14 protein-coding genes are annotated in these 16972 nt (G+C 67.5%); 5 read left to right on the forward strand and 9 right to left on the reverse strand.

Annotated elements, in window-relative coordinates; translation table 11 throughout:
- Positions 1-152 precede the first annotated feature (152 nt).
- Entirely contained in the window at positions 153-1478 is a 1326-nt protein-coding gene (locus tag AC3A4Z_RS09715) for a cysteine desulfurase (RefSeq protein ID WP_498711393.1), read from the forward strand.
- Positions 1479-1502: 24 nt separating this feature from the next.
- On the forward strand, positions 1503-1952 hold the full coding sequence (gene sufU, locus AC3A4Z_RS09720) for a Fe-S cluster assembly sulfur transfer protein SufU (protein WP_493970407.1): 450 nt from the start codon (positions 1503-1505) through the stop codon (positions 1950-1952).
- Positions 1953-2053: 101 nt separating this feature from the next.
- On the opposite strand, the gene AC3A4Z_RS09725 is transcribed toward sufU, so the two are convergent.
- From AC3A4Z_RS09725 to AC3A4Z_RS09735, 3 genes are read right to left on the reverse strand one after another with little or no spacing between them, the layout of a single operon-like run.
- The gene (locus AC3A4Z_RS09725; protein WP_498711394.1) at positions 2054-2275 is read right to left on the reverse strand and encodes an SCO4848 family membrane protein; all 222 of its coding nucleotides are present in this window, start codon (positions 2273-2275) and stop codon (positions 2054-2056) included.
- A gap of 4 nt (positions 2276-2279) precedes the next feature.
- Positions 2280-2777, reverse strand: coding sequence for a DUF2505 family protein (locus AC3A4Z_RS09730; RefSeq protein ID WP_493970408.1), 498 nt, complete (start codon positions 2775-2777; stop codon positions 2280-2282).
- Positions 2778-2820: 43 nt separating this feature from the next.
- On the reverse strand, positions 2821-4335 hold the full coding sequence (locus AC3A4Z_RS09735) for an SDR family oxidoreductase (RefSeq protein ID WP_498711395.1): 1515 nt from the start codon (positions 4333-4335) through the stop codon (positions 2821-2823).
- A gap of 180 nt (positions 4336-4515) precedes the next feature.
- On the opposite strand from AC3A4Z_RS09735, the gene mfd reads away from it, so the two are divergent.
- Positions 4516-8220 (forward strand): transcription-repair coupling factor, encoded by a 3705-nt coding sequence (gene mfd, locus AC3A4Z_RS09740; RefSeq protein WP_498711396.1) that lies wholly within the window; start codon positions 4516-4518, stop codon positions 8218-8220.
- Between the two features lie 6 nt (positions 8221-8226).
- Positions 8227-9039: a metal-dependent hydrolase gene (locus AC3A4Z_RS09745; protein ID WP_498711397.1), complete on the forward strand. Its 813-nt coding sequence runs from the start codon at positions 8227-8229 to the stop codon at positions 9037-9039.
- A gap of 118 nt (positions 9040-9157) precedes the next feature.
- Here AC3A4Z_RS09745 and AC3A4Z_RS09750 read toward each other — a convergent pair whose 3' ends face one another.
- From AC3A4Z_RS09750 to nirB, 6 genes are all read right to left on the reverse strand, one after another.
- Positions 9158-9421 (reverse strand): hypothetical protein, encoded by a 264-nt coding sequence (locus AC3A4Z_RS09750; protein ID WP_307610689.1) that lies wholly within the window; start codon positions 9419-9421, stop codon positions 9158-9160.
- A 51-nt stretch (positions 9422-9472) separates the two neighbouring features.
- Positions 9473-10198 (reverse strand): deoxyribose-phosphate aldolase, encoded by a 726-nt coding sequence (gene deoC, locus AC3A4Z_RS09755; RefSeq protein WP_498711398.1) that lies wholly within the window; start codon positions 10196-10198, stop codon positions 9473-9475.
- Positions 10199-10321: 123 nt separating this feature from the next.
- Positions 10322-11188, reverse strand: coding sequence for an FAD-dependent oxidoreductase (locus AC3A4Z_RS09760; protein ID WP_498711399.1), 867 nt, complete (start codon positions 11186-11188; stop codon positions 10322-10324).
- Positions 11189-11400: 212 nt separating this feature from the next.
- Positions 11401-12549, reverse strand: a complete 1149-nt coding sequence (locus AC3A4Z_RS09765; protein ID WP_498711400.1) for a uroporphyrinogen-III synthase — start codon at positions 12547-12549, stop codon at positions 11401-11403.
- A gap of 14 nt (positions 12550-12563) precedes the next feature.
- Entirely contained in the window at positions 12564-13598 is a 1035-nt protein-coding gene (gene cobA / locus AC3A4Z_RS09770; RefSeq protein ID WP_498711401.1) for a uroporphyrinogen-III C-methyltransferase, read from the reverse strand.
- A gap of 2 nt (positions 13599-13600) precedes the next feature.
- A complete protein-coding gene (gene nirB / locus AC3A4Z_RS09775; protein ID WP_498711402.1) occupies positions 13601-16231 on the reverse strand; it encodes a nitrite reductase large subunit NirB in 2631 nt (876 codons plus the stop codon).
- A gap of 269 nt (positions 16232-16500) precedes the next feature.
- Here nirB and nirD point away from each other — a divergent pair, with 269 nt between their 5' ends.
- Positions 16501-16887, forward strand: a complete 387-nt coding sequence (gene nirD / locus AC3A4Z_RS09780; RefSeq protein ID WP_498711403.1) for a nitrite reductase small subunit NirD — start codon at positions 16501-16503, stop codon at positions 16885-16887.
- The last annotated feature ends 85 nt before the right edge of the window (positions 16888-16972 follow it).

Consider the following 16972-nt stretch of genomic DNA (forward strand, 5'->3'; position numbering starts at 1 on the left):
CTGAGACCGAGACTCTCCCCCCAGCCGTCGCCGGCCCTCCACTCCGCGGGCTGAAGCCCGGAACGACTGTGGCGGCTGCCCCTCCGGGCGGCCGCCACAGCCGTGCTGTGGGACAATTGAGTGTCATCCGTTGGCATTTCAAGGAGTTTGTTTTGGCCGTAGTATCAACGCCAGCCACACTGGAACGTGCCGTGCCGGTCATGGATGACGCCGAAGTGCAGCGCATCCGCAACGACTTCCCGGTCCTCAACCAGCAGGTCAACGGACGCCCGCTGATCTACCTGGACTCCGGAGCCACCTCGCAGAACCCGCTCAGCGTCATCGAAGCCGAGCAGGAGTTCTACGAACAGCGCAACGCCGCGGTCCACCGCGGCGCACACCACCTCGCCGTGGAAGCCACCGAAGCCTTCGAGGACGCCCGGCAGACCGTGGCGGACTTCGTTGGCGCCGACTACTCCGAGATCATCTGGACTTCCAACGCCACCGAGGGCCTGAACCTCCTCAGCTACGCCCTGTCCAACGCCGGGCTGTGGGCTGCCCAGGGCAGGGGCGACGCCCGGCTCAAGGAGCTGGCCCTGAACCCGGGTGACGAAATCGTGGTGACCGAAATGGAGCACCACGCCAACCTCATCCCCTGGCAGGAGCTGGCCTTCCGCACCGGGGCGACCCTGCGGTACATCCCGGTGGACGACGACGGCAGCCTCCGCATGGACCTGGCGCGGGACACTGTGAACGGCCGGACGAAGGTACTTGCCTTCACGCATGCCTCCAACGTCCTGGGCACCATCAACCCGGTCCGTGAACTCGCGGCCCTCGGCCGGGAAGCCGGCGCCCTGGTGGTACTGGACGCCTGCCAGTCCGCCCCCCACATGCCGCTGGACGTCAAAGAGCTGGACGTGGACTTTGCCGTATTCTCCGGGCACAAGATGCTCGCTCCCACGGGAATCGGCGTGTTCTACGGGAAACAGGACCTCCTGGACATCCTGCCGCCGTTCCTGACCGGCGGTTCCATGATCACCACGGTCACCATGGAGCGGGCCGAATACCTCCCGGCCCCGCAGCGCTTCGAAGCCGGCACCCAACGGATTTCGCAGGCGGTGGCGCTGGCCGCGGCCGTGAACTACCTGACGGAAACAGGGCTGGACCGGATCCACCGGTGGGAGTCTGAGCTTGGGCAGCGTATGGTCGCCGGGCTGGAGTCCATCCCGGGCGTCCGGGTCCTGGGCCCGGCCGCCGGGCAGGACCGGATCGGCCTCGCCGCGTTCGACGTGGACGGGGTGCACGCCCACGACGTGGGGCAGTTCCTGGACTCCAGGGGCATCGCCGTCCGTGTTGGCCACCACTGTGCACAGCCGCTGCACCGCAGGCTTGGGCTGACAGCGACTACCAGGGCGAGCGCCTACCTGTACAACACCACCGGCGACGTGGACCAGTTCCTCGAAGCCGTGGCCGGCGTGCGCGCCTATTTCCGCGCCTAAGACACCACCCTGAAGGGTAAAACCATGAGCCTCGACCAGCTGTACCAGCAGATAATCCTCGACCACTCCAAAGCCCGGCACGGCAGCGGGCTGGCCGGCACCGAGGCACCTGACGGCGCCACCACCGGCCAGTCGCACCAGCTCAACCCGGTCTGCGGCGACGAAGTGACACTGCGCCTGGCAGTCAGCGACGGAAAAGTGGCACAGGTTGCCTGGGATGGCGCGGGCTGCTCCATTTCCATGGCGTCCGCCTCCGTCCTCACGGACCTGGCAGAGGGAATGACGGTGGCGGAACTTCACGAGGTGATCGACAACTTCCGCGAGGTCCTGAGGTCCCGGGGAAAGATCTCCGCAGACCCGGAGCTGCTGGGCGATGCGGCAGCTTTTGAGGGAGTGGCCCGGTACGCGGCACGGGTCAAGTGCGCCATGATTTCGTGGGTTGCTGCCGAGGACGCGCTCAACCAGGCTGCCTGACAACCCGCGGCAACCTTCCCGGCCGCACATTTCCTCACTGCACAAAAGGCTCCGGCCCTCCTCCCGCAGGGAAGAGGGCCGGAGCCTTTTAGGCAAGGGGCCTAACTGACCAGGCCCATAATTCCGATCACGGCCGTGGCTGCGCCAAGCACCATCGAGATGCTCACCAGCACCACATGCACGGTGAGGAACTTCGTGGCCTTGCCCGCGGCGTCCCGGGCACGCGGATCCTTCATGACCCGGCGCAGGAACTGCGGCCAGACCACCAGCGACCAGATGCCGGCAACAACCAGGACCAGCGCGGCAAAGACGGGCAGTTCCACGCGACTAGTGGCTTTCCAGCCAGGCCTGTGCCTGCTGGGCCTGCAGGTTCAGGGCCTTGGCAACCATCGGCTCGGCGGCGTCGGCGATCTTTCCGCCCAGGAACGGCACCGAGGACTTAACAGCGCCTTCAAGCTCCACGCGGGTGCCGCCGTCGGCAGCTACCAGCCGCTGCACAGCGGTGACATCGACGGGGGCGCCGGCGATCTTCAGGGAGATGTTGCTCTGCCGGGAACCGTCCGCGGCGGGAGCGTCCCAGTTCTCCACCTGCGTCACTTTCAGGTGCTCGCCCACAAACTTGCGGGCGATCTCCGGCAGGCGGGTGGTGGGCAGGGTCCGCACGGACGTGGCGCTGAACGCGCCGGCAATGTCGCCGTCAACGGTGAAGGATTCAAGGCTGCCGCCCACCAGCTGGCTGACGTGGCGCTGGAAGTCCTCGTTCACCAGGACAGCTGCAACGCTGGGGACGGAGTGCGGAAGGGTGGTGGTTGCGCTCAGGGCCATGGGTCCTCCTGGGACGTGGGGGTCGGATTAGGCTCCAAACATCCTACGGGGTCCGGGCGCCCGGCTCCGCATCCACCAGCTTCCGCGCCGCCCCGGTGATGTTCCTGGCCATGGCCGGGAAGATCAGGCTGTGGAACGGCAGGACAGCGAGCCAGTACAGCCGCCCGCTCAGTCCCTTGGGGAAGAAGATGGCCCGCTGCCGGTAGCGGCTGCCGTCCCCGTCAGACTCCACTGACAGTTCCAGCCAGGCGCGTCCAGGGGCCCGCATCTCGGCCCGGAGCCGCAGCAGCTTCCCGCGCTCAATCCGTTCCACCCGCCACCAGTCCACCACCTCACCGGTGGCCAGCGTGTGCGGGTGCCTGCGTCCCCGGAGCAGTCCGGCCCCGCCCGTCAGCTTGTCCAGCCAGCCGCGCACCTGCCAGGCCAGCGGCAGGGAGTACCAGCCGTTGCGTCCGCCGATGCCCTCGATGACCGTCCAGACATGCGCCGGATCGACGTCGCCATGGAAAGTCCGTTCGTCGATGTACACCTTGTGCCCGGCCCAGTCCGGGTCACTTGGCAGGGGATCGGAGGAAGCGCCGGCGCTGGCCCACGTGGTCTCCACCTGGCCGTCGCGTTCCTTCCCGAGAGCAAGGGCGACGGCGGTGCGGTAGGCGGTCAAGCCGCCGTCGGGCTGCGGAATGTACCGGTCGATATCCTGCTCGTTGGACACGGCGTCGTGCTGCAGTGACTGGACCAGCGGAACGGCCATGGACAGCGGAATGGGAGTGGTCAGGGCCACCCACATGCCCGCCAGCTTGGGTGCCGGAACAGGCAGGGCCAGCACCGGCCGGTAGGGCAGGCCCGCTTCCGCGGCGTACTCCTGCATCATGCCGGCGTAGGTGAGGACCTGGCGGCAGCCGACGTCGAAGGTGCGGTTAAGCGGGCCGTCCAGGGACGCCGCGGAGACGAGGTAGTACAGGACATCGCGCACCGCGATGGCCTCGATCCGGTTCCGGACCCAGCTTGGCGCAGGCATCAGCGGCAGCGTTTCGGCGAGGTGCCGGATCATCTCGAAGGAGGCCGAACCCGAGCCGATGACCACCCCGGCCTGGAAGACCACCGCATCCACCGGGCCGTCCAGGAATACCTGGCCCACGGCCTCCCGGGAACGCATGTGGGTGGAAAGCTCCACGCCCTTGGGGTGGAGCCCGCCCAGGTAGACAATCCTGTCCACGCCCGCGCCCGCGTCCGCGGCGGCGTCGGCGGCCGTGCGCGCCATGGCCCGCTCCTTCTCTTCGAAGCCGGCCCCGGCAGCCATCGAATGCACCAGGTAGTAGAAAACGTCCACGCCGGCCAGCGCCGCCCGCAACGCGCCGCCGTCGTCCAGGCTGCTCTCCACCACCTCCACCCTGTCCCGCCAGGGGACACCCGCAATCTTGCCGGGGGAGCGCACAACGACTTTGACGGTGTGGCCCTCATCGAGGAGCCTGGGCACCAGGCGCCCGCCGATGTAGCCGGTGGCGCCCGTCACCAGGACAGTCTTCGGTGATTGCGGCGTTCCGCTGGTTCCGCTCATGCTGTGCCCTCTCGTCCTGTTTCACTTGCGTGTGTCTCCCTGCAGGGGTTCGGAGCGGCCCCGGCTGCGGACGGGCTGCCATGTCGCCGGCTGGGGGTAGGCTGGGATCACCCGGGATTCGCAGCGAATTTCGGGTTTTCGCGTTGCCTGCTTTCCCGTAACACCACAGGAGCTTCTGCCATGAGCCTTCCCGGCCCGTCCACCGCCGGCACATCCAGGACTGCAAAGTCCAGCGCCGGTAAATCCAGCGTAGGCCCTTCGCTGGAGGGACTGCGCAGCGCCCTGGCCGCAGACCGGACCTTCGCCCGGGTCCGGGCCGAGGCTGCGCGCGGCTTCGACGCCCGGGGCCAGGACTACCAGATCAGTGCGCCGGCCGGGCTGCGTCCGGTGCTGCTCGCCGAGATGGCCGACGGCGTGGCTGCCGCCGACGAGGGCGGGAACGGCGCCCCCGGCGGCGTGGTGCTTGCCGTCACCGCCACCGGCCGCGAAGCCGAGGACCTCACCGCCGCCCTCCGCGCCTACCTGCCGGCTGATGCCGTGGCCGAATTCCCCAGTTGGGAAACGCTCCCGCACGAACGGCTTTCGCCGCGCTCGGACACCGTAGGGCGGCGGCTGTCCGTGCTGCGCCGGCTGGCCCACCCGGAAAGTTCGGCGGCGGGCCCCCTCCGTGTGGTGGTGGCGCCAGTCCGCGCCGTGGTCCAGCCGGTGGTGGCCGGCCTGGGTGAGCTGGTTCCCGTCACCCTCAAAGTGGGCCAGGAGAAACCGTTCACCGAAGTGGTCCGCAGCCTGGCCGACGCCGCCTACGCCCGGGTGGACATGGTGACCCACCGCGGCGAGTTCGCTGTCCGCGGCGGCATCATCGACGTTTTCCCGCCCACTGAGGACCACCCCATCCGGGTCGAATTCTTCGGCGACGAAGTGGACCAGATGCGCTGGTTTGCCGTGGCCGACCAGCGCTCGCTGTCCTCACCCGGACTGCACCACCCCACCGAACTGCATGCACCGCCGTGCCGCGAAATCCTCATCACCCCGTCCGTGATGTCCCGCGCCGCCACGCTCAAGGCGCAGCTTCCGGCGGCAGCAGACATGCTCGAGAAGATCGCCGGCGGCATCGCCGTGGAAGGCATGGAATCCCTGGCTCCGGTGCTGGTGGACGCCATGGTCCCGTTTGTGGAGCAGCTGCCCGCCGGTTCCATCTCCGTGGTCATCGAACCGGAGAAGGTCCGCACCCGCGCCCACGACCTCGCCGCCACCAATGAGGAATTCCTGGAAGCGGCCTGGTCCACGGCATCCGACGGCGGGACCGCGCCGCTGGACCTCACCTCACAGGCAAGCGCTGCCCTCCATTCCGCCAGCTTCCGGTCGCTCACGGAAACCCGCATCTCCTCCCTGGAGCACGGGGTTTCGTGGTGGTCCATCACGTCGCTGGCCCAGGACGAGGAACTGCTGCCTGAGATCGACGTCCTGAACCTGCACGCCCGCGAACCGCGCGGCTACCAGGGCGACGTCGCGGAAATGATGGATTTCATTGGGTCCCACGTGCGGGACCAGTGGCGGATCGTGGTGGCCACCGAAGGTCCCGGCCCCGCCCAGCGGCTGGCCGAACTGTTCCATGACGCGGACATCCCCTGCGCCCGGGTGGACAGCCTGGACCACGAACCCCAGGCGGGCATCATCGAGGTGACCACTGCCGCCGTCGGACGCGGTTTTGTCCTGGACGGGCTGAAGCTGGGCCTCCTCACCGAAGCCGACCTGCTGGGCCGGACCTCCGCCGGTTCCACCAAGGACATGCGGCGCATGCCCTCCAAACGGCGCAACGCGGTGGACCCCCTGCAGCTCGTTGCAGGCGACCATGTGGTGCACGAACAGCACGGCATCGGCAAGTTCGTGGAGCTGATCCAGCGCAAGGTGGCCGGCGGCGGTGATGGAGTCCGCGAGTATCTGGTCCTGGAATACGCACCGTCCAAGCGCGGCGCCCCGGGCGACCGGCTGTTTGTCCCGACGGACCAGCTGGACCAGGTGACGCGCTATGTCGGCGGCGATACCCCGGTGCTCAGCAAGATGGGCGGCGCGGACTGGGCCAGCACCAAGTCCAAGGCCCGGAAGGCCGTCAAGGAGATCGCGGGCGAGCTGATCCGGCTGTATTCGGCCCGGATGGCCTCCCGCGGGCACGCCTTCGCCCCGGATACCCCCTGGCAGCGCGAGCTCGAGGAAGCCTTCCCCTACGTGGAGACGCCGGACCAGCTGACCACCATCAACGAGGTCAAGGCGGACATGGAGCGTGAGATCCCCATGGACCGGCTGGTCTCCGGCGATGTGGGCTACGGCAAAACGGAAATCGCGGTCCGTGCCGCGTTCAAGGCGGTCCAGGACGGCAAACAGGTGGCCGTGCTGGTTCCCACCACCCTGCTGGCCCAGCAGCACTACGAGACGTTCACCGAGCGGTTCTCCGGCTTCCCCCTGCGTGTGAAGGCCTTGTCCCGGTTCCAGGGGACCAAGGAAACCAAGGAGACGGTGGAAGGCGTCAAGAGCGGATCGGTGGACGTGGTCATCGGCACGCACCGGCTGCTGTCCAAGGACTTTGCGTTCAAGGACCTCGGCCTGGTGATCGTGGACGAGGAGCAGCGTTTCGGCGTCGAGCACAAAGAGGCGCTGAAGAAGATGCGCACCAACGTCGACGTGCTCGCCATGAGCGCCACACCCATTCCGCGCACCTTGGAGATGTCGCTCACCGGCATCCGGGAAACGTCCACCCTGGCCACCCCGCCGGAGGAACGGCACCCTGTCCTGACCTACGTGGGCCCGTACACGGACAAGCAGACCTCGGCTGCCATCCGGCGTGAGCTGATGCGCGAGGGCCAGGTGTTCCTGGTCCACAACCGGGTGTCCACCATTGAGCGCACCGCAGCGAAGATCCGCGAGCTCGTGCCGGAAGCACGGGTGGAGGTGGCCCACGGGCAGATGTCCGAAAGCCGCCTGGAGCAGATCATCGTGGACTTCTGGGAAAAGCGGTTCGACGTGCTGGTGTGCACCACCATCATCGAAACCGGCCTGGACATCTCCAACGCCAACACCCTGATCGTGGACGGCGCGGACAAGTACGGCCTGTCCCAGCTTCACCAGCTCCGCGGCCGCGTGGGCCGCGGCCGTGAGCGTGCTTACGCCTACTTCCTTTACCCGTCCGAGAAACCGCTGGGCGAAGTGGCACTGGAGCGGCTCAAAGCGGTGGCCACGCACAACGAACTGGGAGCCGGCATGCAGCTGGCCATGAAGGACCTTGAAATCCGTGGTGCCGGCAACCTGCTGGGCGGCGAACAGTCCGGGCACATCCAGGGCGTGGGCTTCGACCTTTACATCCGCCTGGTGGGCGAGGCCGTGGCCGACTTCCGCGGCGAGTCCGAGGAGAAGGCCGCCGAGATGAAGATCGAACTGCCGGTCAACGCCCACCTCCCGCACGACTACGTGCCGGGGGAGCGGCTCCGGCTGGAGGCCTACCGCAAGCTTGCGGCAGCCCTCACCAACGAGGCCATCGACGAAGTCCTGGCCGAGCTGGTGGACCGGTACGGTGAGCCGCCGCTTCCCGCCCAGAACCTGGTGGCAGTGGCCCGCTTCCGGGTGGGGGCGCGGGAAGCCGGCCTGTCCGACGTCGCGCTGCAGGGCAACTTCATCAAGTTCTCGCCGGCCACCCTCCCCGAGTCCAAGGTGATGCGGCTGAACCGGATGTACCCCGGATCCCAGTCCAAGCCCGCCCTTGACGCCGTCCTGATCCCCAAGCCGAAGACGGCGAAGATCGGTGGCCGGGACCTGCAGGACGCGGAGATCCTGGAATGGGCCAACGGCGTCATCCGGAACATTTTCTCGGACGCACCGCTGGCGGTGGGTTAGGACTTGATGGGAGGACATCACGCCGCGTCGGGAGCCGCGGCGTGGGTAGCTATTGCCTCAACGGGGCCGTACACCCTTGGCTGGTATCCCCTGGACGCCACCGGGATCCTGATCGGCGGGATGGCGACGGCGGGCACCGCCCTGGTGTGCGACTGGGACCACCGGCACAGTACGGTGGCCAATTCCCTGCCGCCGCTGTCCAATGTGATCGCCGTCGGGATTGAAAATGCGAGCGGCGGGCACCGGCAGGGGACGCACTCCGTCCTTGGCGCCGCCTTCTTTGTGCTGCTGGCCACCTTGGCCGGACAGATCCAGGTGCAGACCCAGTGGGGGCTGCTGTCCGTGGGGGCCGGGCTGCTGTGCATGTTTATGATCAACATTGCGGCCAAGGCGCTGAAGCTTTTCCCGAAGGCGGGGTTCATCAGCAACTGGATCTTCGCGCTGGCCATGGCCGGGCTGGTCACCTGGTTCGCGCCGGACCAGTGGACCTGGCTGCCCGTCTCGATGCTGACGGGCGTGGTGGTCCATATTGTGGGGGACCTCATCACCACAAACGGGGTGCCCCTGCTGTGGCCCCTGGTGATCCGGCCGCCCAAGGTGCTGCGCCGGCTGCCGCTGCTGCGCCAGGTGTGGCGGCCCAACGGCGCACTGTCCCTGCCATTGCTGGGCCGGGCGGGGTCCAAGCGTGAATGGCTGCTGCTCATTCCCGTGAGCGCTTATGCGATGGTGGGGTTGTGCGTGGCCGGCTGGGCGCTGGCCCGGACCCACTGGGCCGGCGCGGCGGCCGCAGCCGAAGCCTGGACCCGCATCTGGTTCTAAAAACGCGGAAACCCCCGGGACAGCGGTCCCGGGGGTTTCGTTGGCTTGTTACCCGACTGGGTAGCACTAAGTGTCGCTATGGGCGTTCAAAACGACAGTTGCTGCTGCTTACTTGGGATTAGTGCTCGCCGGCGGAGTCCGAGCGGCCCAGGATGGTCTGCGGGATCCAGTACGCCAGGGCGAACAGCGCCAGGCAGGCGGCCATGGGCCACGGGTTGCCGAGCGTGAGGAAGGACAGCGAATAGATGGCGCCGAGGAAGAGGGCCATGCAGACCACAAAGAGGATGATGCTGGTGCCGAGCTTGTTCTCGTTCTGCGGGGTCTGGAGTGCCCCTTCGTGAGACGCCGGGCCGTGGCTGGAAGCCGTGATCTTGCTGGACATTCATTCCTCCTTGGCCGCGGGGGCCTCAATCTGTGGCGGCTCCGGTTGCCGTCAGTAGGAGGATGAACCCTGTTCACCCTTGACGATGGCGATGCCGGAGCTGGCACCAATACGTGTTGCACCTGCAGCAATCATAGCCTGCGCGTCCTCAAGCGAGCGCACACCGCCGGAGGCCTTGACGCCGAGCCCCGGACCCACTGTGCGGCGCATCAGGGCGATGTCCTCGGCGGTGGCGCCGCCGCCGTTGAAGCCAGTGGAGGTCTTAACGAAGTCAGCGCCGGCCTCCACGGCGGCTTCACAGGCCAGGACCTTCTGGCTGTCCGTGAGCAGCGCCGTTTCGATGATGACTTTCAGGATGGCGCCGCTGGCGTGGACAGCTTCCGCCACCGACGTAATGTCCTCCACCAGTGCACCCTTGTCCCCGGCACGGGCAGCGGCGATGTTGATGACCATGTCCACTTCGTCGGCGCCGTCCAGCACGGCCCCGCGGGCCTCGAACGTCTTGACGTCCGTGGGTGTGGCGCCCAGCGGGAAACCCACCACCGAGCAGGTGAGGACGCCGGAACCCCGGAGGGCCTTCTTCACGGTCTTGACCCAGACGGGATTCACGCACACGGACTTGAAGTGGTATTCGGCAGCTTCCGCACAGACCTGGAGGACGTCGGCCTCACCCGCTTCGGGCTTCAGCAGCGTGTGGTCGATGAATGACGCGATGCTGCCGGAACCGGGGGCGCTGGTTGCGGCTGTTTGAACTGAAGGGGTGGCTTCGTTGCTCATGTTGGTCCTCTCCAAGGGGCCGATGGGCCAGGGCGTTGTGACGCCCTGCCTCGTTTCGGAACCATCTTGCCACACCCCTGTGCCCCAAAAGCCGGGCGAGCGGCCGGCCGCGAAAAGTGCTGCCTAGGCGGCGGCCGGAAGGGCGGACGGCACGGACGGAGCTGACGCGGCGGACAGGAGCTGCGTGGCGCAGGCACCCGCCGCGGAAGCCGCCGCGACCAGTAAGCCCAGGCGGACGCCGTCGAACGCTGCTGCGTCACCGATGGCCCAGATCCCCGGGACGGAGGTGCGGAAGTCCTTGCTGATGACAATCCCGCCGGTGGCGGCGGTGGGCAGGCCCGCGCTGGCGGCAAGGCCGTCCCGGGACACCCGTTCTTCGGCCAGGACCACCAGGTCGCCGTTCATGCTGCTGCCATCCTCGAAAACAACGCTGGAGGCTGCGAGCCCGGCTGAGGTGCCGGGAACCACCGCGGCCGGCCGGGCCGTAGTGCGGACGGGCCGCACACCCCTGGCACGGAGCACGGCCTCAGCCTGCCCGGCTGCGGCACCCGTGCCAACCAGGATCCCCAACGGCCGACGGCCCAGTTCCCGGGTGACTTCGCGGACGGCCTCGCCAATCCGGGCGGCGTCGTCGATGGTGGAGTAGCTCAGGCACCGGCTGGCGCCCTCCACCGGGCTGGCCACCGGTGCTGACCCGGTAGCGATGACCAGCTGGTCGTAGCTGAATTCCATGCCGTCCGCCGTTGCCACGGTCCGGTTCTCCGGGTCGATGTGGCTCGCCGGCTGGCCGAACCGGACCGAAACCTGGGGGAGCAGCGCCAGCTCCAGCAGCTCCTCGGGAGTGTCGTCCCGGTTGCTCAGCACGGTGATGGTGCCCGTGAACGGTGCACGGTTGAGCTGGCTGACCAGCGCCTGGGCAGCAGGTCCCGCCCCCGCAATGACGATGCGGGTGGCGGGAACGGTGGAGGTGGAGGGTGCCGGAGCGGACATGTGCTGGCCCTTTCGCTGGTGGCCGGTGAACGGCCGGAACTTCGTGATGGACCCAGCGTAGGACCCTGCTTTTTCCGGGGTGTTTCCCCTCAGTTGCCGTTTACCGGGCCTGCGTTCGCCAGTTTTTACCGGCCGGTAACAGAACCCGTGATGCGCCTCTCATTCAGGCCGAGATGGACACATTAGGCTCCGCTGCGCTCGTTGAACACGCCTCAGACGCGGATGCGGTAGCCGCGCTTCACCACTGTCTCCACCAGGCGGCCGTCCGGCAGCGAGGAACGGAGCCGGCTCACGGTCATGTCCAGCGCGTGGACCGAACCGCGCAGTTCCAGCAGGTCGGACAGGGATTCGCGGGACAGGACCGCCCCGCCTGCCCCCAGCAGCGCACGGAGCAGCAGCAGCGGGGCCGGTGCCAGTTCCACGGGCTGGCCGTCGATGCGCAGGCTCCTGCCGCGCAGCTCGATCTTGCCGGATCTGGTGTCCAGCCGCCGGACGTGGTTCAGTGCGAGGTGCTCACACACCAGCCGGATGAGCGCGCCCATCCGGAAGCGTTCCGGAATCAAGGGTGTGATGCCGGCGTCCAGCAGCGGCTGCGCGGTCACCGGACCCACCACGGCCGTGGTCACGTTTGTCTTCAGGCTCTCGATCAGCTGCTTGTATACACCCATTTCGTGGGCCGTGCTCCACAGGGCGTCGACGGCGGGAGCGCTGGTGAAGGTGAGCACGTCCAGGTTCCCGCTGACCACGGCCTCGATGAGGCGCGGAAGCTTGTCCTCGCCGTCGGGCTTCACCCAGCGGTACGGGGTGACGGTGAGGACGGTGGCGCCGGACATGCGCAGGCGTTCCAGCTGCCGGACGTCCGTGTAGCCGTGGAGCTGCACGGCCACGGTCTTGCCGCGCACGCCTTCGGTGAGGAGCATGTCCACCAGGGTGGCGGTGGTTTCGTCGCTGCTGATGCCGACGTCGGCAAGGCCGGCCGCGCGGACGGCGCCCCGGGCTTTGGGTCCCCGGACGAACATCCGGCAGGCACCCAGGGTTTCCAGCAGTTCTTCGCCGATGCCGAACGAGTCCGCGGCTTCGCACCAGCGGCGCATTCCGTAGGCGGTGGTGGCGATGCACAGGTCCGGCTTGGCGGCGATGATGGCCCGGGTGTCGTCGATGAGGCGCATGTCCTCCTGGACCGGGGCGATCTTCAGTGCGGGGGCGTGCAGCACCTCGGCGCCGCGGCGTTCGAGGGCCTCGATCAGGTCCTGGGACCGCCTGTCGGAGGTGACACCGATGCGGAAACCCTCCAGCGGTGCTTCGGCCGCCTCGGGCGTTTCGTCGACCTGCGGTGTTTCGGCCGGTGCAAGTGCATTCATGGAGGTCAATCCTTTCACGAGCCCAGCAGCGAGGCCGCCAGCCTGTCCAGATCGGCGGCGGCCTCAGCATGCCCGCGGTTGGCTTCCGCCACCCGCACCACCTCGCCGATGACCAGCACAGCCGGGTTGCTGCAGCCGGCGGCGGCAGTGGTGATGGTGCCCAGGTCCGCGATGGTGGTGCGCTGTCCGGGGCGGTAGCCGCGTTCCACCACGGCCATGGGCATGTCCGTGCGCATGCCTGCCCGGCGAAGGCCTGCGGCGAGCTGGTGCAGCGTGCCGATCCCCATCAGCACAACGATGGTGCCGCCCAGGCCCGCCAGGTGCTGGTGCTCCTTTTCGGTCAGCGGGGCGTGCCCGGACACCACGGTGAACATGTGGCTGACTTCGCGGTGGGTGACCGGGATTCCAGCCGCTGCGGGGACGGAGATGGCACTGGTGACACCCGAAATGACGCGGACCGGGACGCCGGCTGCAACGCAGGAGGCAACCTCCTCGCCGCCGCGGCCGAAGACGTACGGATCGCCGCCTTTGAGCCGGACCACGTTGTTGCCCGCGAGGGCGCTTTCCACCATCAGCTTTTCGATGTCGCCCTGGCTGACCTTGTGGTGCCCGGGCTTCTTGCCCACATCCACGAGTTCGGCCGAGGTCAGCTGCGGCAGGTCCTGGCAGGGGGCCAGCCGGTCATAGAAGACGACGTCGGCATCGCGCAGCGCCTTGACGGCACCGACGGTGAGCAGCTCGGTGGTTCCGGGTCCGCCGCCCACCAGGGTGACATGGCCGACCGGCCCGGCGGCGGGTTCCGCGGCCACGGGGATGCGGGCCGTGCGGCACCGGTCCAGCAGCGACTCCCAGCCGGGCTGGCCGTCGTCCACCGCTGCCACCAGGAAGGGGCGCTCGGGCAGGGGGCCGTCATGGCCGGCGCCCTGCGGGGTGCTCAGGCGGTAGACGACGGCGCCCGCGGCTTCGTAGCGGCGCACCGCCTGGCGCGCGGCGTGGTCCGAGCCGGTGACCAGGACCTCGCGGCCGGTGAGATCAATGCTGAGCTGCATGCCTATACCTCGTTCTCGTTGCTGGACCGGACGGGGATGGAGGCGCCGATGAGGACCTTGCCCTTTTCCTCGGGCGTGGCGGGGCGCATCTGGCCGCGCTCGTCCGGGACGAAGGTGATGGAGTCGTCCTTCTGGTCGGGGGCGTTGACGAAGGAGCGGAACCGGCGCAGGCGCTCGGGGTCCTTGAGCGTGTCGGCCCACTCGTCCACGTAGGTGTCCACGTGCTTGGCCATGGCGGCTTCGAGGTCCGCAGCGATGCCCAGGGTGTCCTTGACCACCACATCCTCAACGTGCTTAATGCCGCCGTCGAGCTCTTCCTGCCAGCGCGCGGTGCGCTGGAGGCGGTCCGCGGTGCGGATGTAGTACATGAAATAGCGGTCAATGTACTTGATCAGTGTTTCGTCGTCGAGGTCCTTGGCCAGCAGCTGGGCGTGGGCCGGGGTGGCGCCGCCGTTGCCGCCCACGTACAGGTTCCAGCCGTCGGCGGTGGCAATCACACCCACGTCCTTGCCGCGGGCCTCGGCACACTCGCGGGCGCAGCCGGAGACGCCCATCTTGAGCTTGTGCGGGCTGCGCAGGCCGCGGTAGCGGAGCTCCAGCTGGATGGCCATGGCCACCGAATCCTGCACGCCGAACCGGCACCAGGTGGAACCGACGCAGGACTTCACCGTGCGCAGGCTCTTGCCGTAGGCCTGCCCGGACTCGAAGCCGGCATCCACAAGTTCTTTCCAGATCTCCGGGAGCTGTTCCAGGCGGGCGCCGAACATGTCGATCCGCTGGCCGCCGGTGATCTTGGTGTACAGGTTGTACTTTTCAGCCACCGCCGCGATGACGCCCAGCTTCTTGGGGGTGATTTCGCCGCCGGCAATGCGGGGGACCACCGAGTAGGTGCCGTCCTTTTGCATGTTGGCCAGGGCGCGGTCGTTGGTGTCCTGCAGTGTGCCGCGGCCGGCGTCCAGGACGTAGGCGCTGTTCTGGCTGGCCAGGATGTTGGCGATGGTGGGCTTGCAGATGTCGCAGCCGGCGCCCGTGCCGTACTTGGCCATGATCTCTTCGAAGGAGGTCAGTTCCAGGACACGGATGGCGTCGAACAGTTCCTGGCGGGACAGTTCGATGTGCTCGCAGAGGGCCTTGGAAACCTCGACGCCGGACTTCGTCAGTTCGGTCTCGAGCAGCTTCTTCAGCATGGGAACGCAGGAACCGCACTGGGTGCCGGCACGGGTGCAGCCCTTCAGCTCACCAAGTTCCTGGACGGGAGCGTTGCCTTCGCAGGCGCCGCAGCCGTTGATGGCGTCGCGGATGGTTCCGGCAGTGACGTTGTTGCAGGAGCAGAGGGTTGCGTCGTCCGGCAGTTCGGTCTCGGGAGCTTCGCCGCCGCCGGCGGCGCTGAGGAATGCGCCGGGCTCGGCCGGAAGTTCGCGGCCCAGGAGCGGACGCAGGCTCATGTACGGTGAGGCGTCTCCGACGAAGATGCCGCCGAGCAGCGTCTTGGCATCATCAGTGGTGACAATCTTCTGGTAGACGCCGCGCGCGGGGTCCGCGTATACGATTTCCAGGGCGTGTTCGGTCTTGGCGAAGGCGTCGCCGAAGCTGGCAACATCCACTCCGGACAGCTTGAGCTTGGTGGCGGTGTCGAAACCGGGGAAGGTGGCGTCTCCGCCGTGGAGGCGGTCGGCGACGATTTCGGCCATAGTGTTGGCCGGGGCGACGAGGCCAAGGCACATGCCGCCGTAGTTGGCCACTTCGCCGATGGCCCAGATGCCGTCCACCTCGGTGGCGCAGTAGTCGTTGATGACCACACCGCCGCGCTGGCCCAGGCTGAACACCTGATCCTCGCCCTCGGCAGCGCGGAACAGTTCATCGCGGGGCCGCACGCCAATGGCGACAATCACGATGTCCGCATCGATGACCCGGCCGTCGGCCATCAGGACCCCGGTGACCTGGCCGTCGTCGTCTGACAGTACTTCCGAGGGGAAGACGCCGCCGTGGACCTCGAAACCCTTGCCCTTGATGAGCCGGCCCATGGCCTGGCCGGCGCCCTCATCAAGCTGCGTGGCCATCAGCCACTGCGAACCGTCGATAACAATCGGATTGGCACCCAGTTGCTCGGTGCCCGCGGCGGATTCGAGTCCGAGGAGGCCGCCACCGATGGTGACGGCATTGACCTTGCGGCCCAGCTTCTCCGTGAGGCCGGTGATGGCCTCGTTGATGGCCCACACGTCTTCAAGCGTGCGGTACACGTGGGTGTGCTCGGCGCCGGGGATGGGCAGGCGCGCTGCGTTCGAGCCGGTGGCCACCACCAGTTCGTCGTATTCGAAGACGTTGCCGGCAGCGGTTTCCACCGACTTGGCTTCGGCGTTGATCTTGACTACGCGCTCACCGGTCTTCAAGTCCAGGGAAGGGTGGTCCCACATCGAAGCGGTGCCCAAGGTGAGGTCCACGTCTTTTTCGGTGAGGGCTTTGGACAGCGCCACACGGTCGTAAGGGAGGTGGGCTTCTTCAGTGAGGACCGTGACATGCCAGCCATCGAGGCCGCGGGCATGCATGGCGTCCGCAAAACGGTGGGCCGCTGGGCCGCCGCCGGCGACGACAATGCGGCGCGGAGTCTCGGTGCTTGAAGTCTGTTCGGTCACTGTGGGCCTTTCGCATGGGCCGCAGTGTTTCCTGCAGCCTTCTGGTGACGAGTGTCCATCCAGACTAGGGAGACGCAGTTTCGCTTCAGTTTCCCAATTGTTTCGTCAACTTAACTTCTGCATCACGGGCACATTTCCGGCCGGGTGAGGTGTCTTTTACGCACTGGACACATTCACTGCACCCCTCTGAAACACCGGCGGCCTAGCGTGGAACACGGCCGCAGAGGCAGCCAAAGGCAAGGAAATCACGCACAGGAAGAGGAGCCGACATGACGGCAACACTGGAACTTGGGGCACTCGCAGCAGCCACCGACGAGGCCGCACCGGGCAACACCCCCGCCTGGCACCGCGTCTGCCTGGTGGACGACCTGGAACCCGCCTGGGGCGAAGCCGCCCTTGTGGCAGGACGCCAGATTGCCCTCTTCCGCACCGGACCGGCCGAGGTTTTCGCCGTGGCCCATGAGGACCCCGCCACCGGCGCGCACGTGATGGCCCGGGGAATCCTGGGATCACGCGGGACCCGTCCCACCATCGCTTCCCCTTTGCACAAAGAGGTCTACGACCTGGAAACCGGCGAATGCTTCAGCACCCCGGGCCTGAGCATCGCAGCGTTCAGCACCCGCGTGGTGGACGGCTTTGTCGAAATCGAGCTGTAGGAACGTGCAGCAGTAAGCCAGGACAGAAGTTCCAACAACGATAAAAGGGCGCCCGGCCGGGCGCCCTTTTCGGGTTGTTGGGGGT

This window comes from Arthrobacter sp. Soil_C_49 (assembly GCF_057656635.1).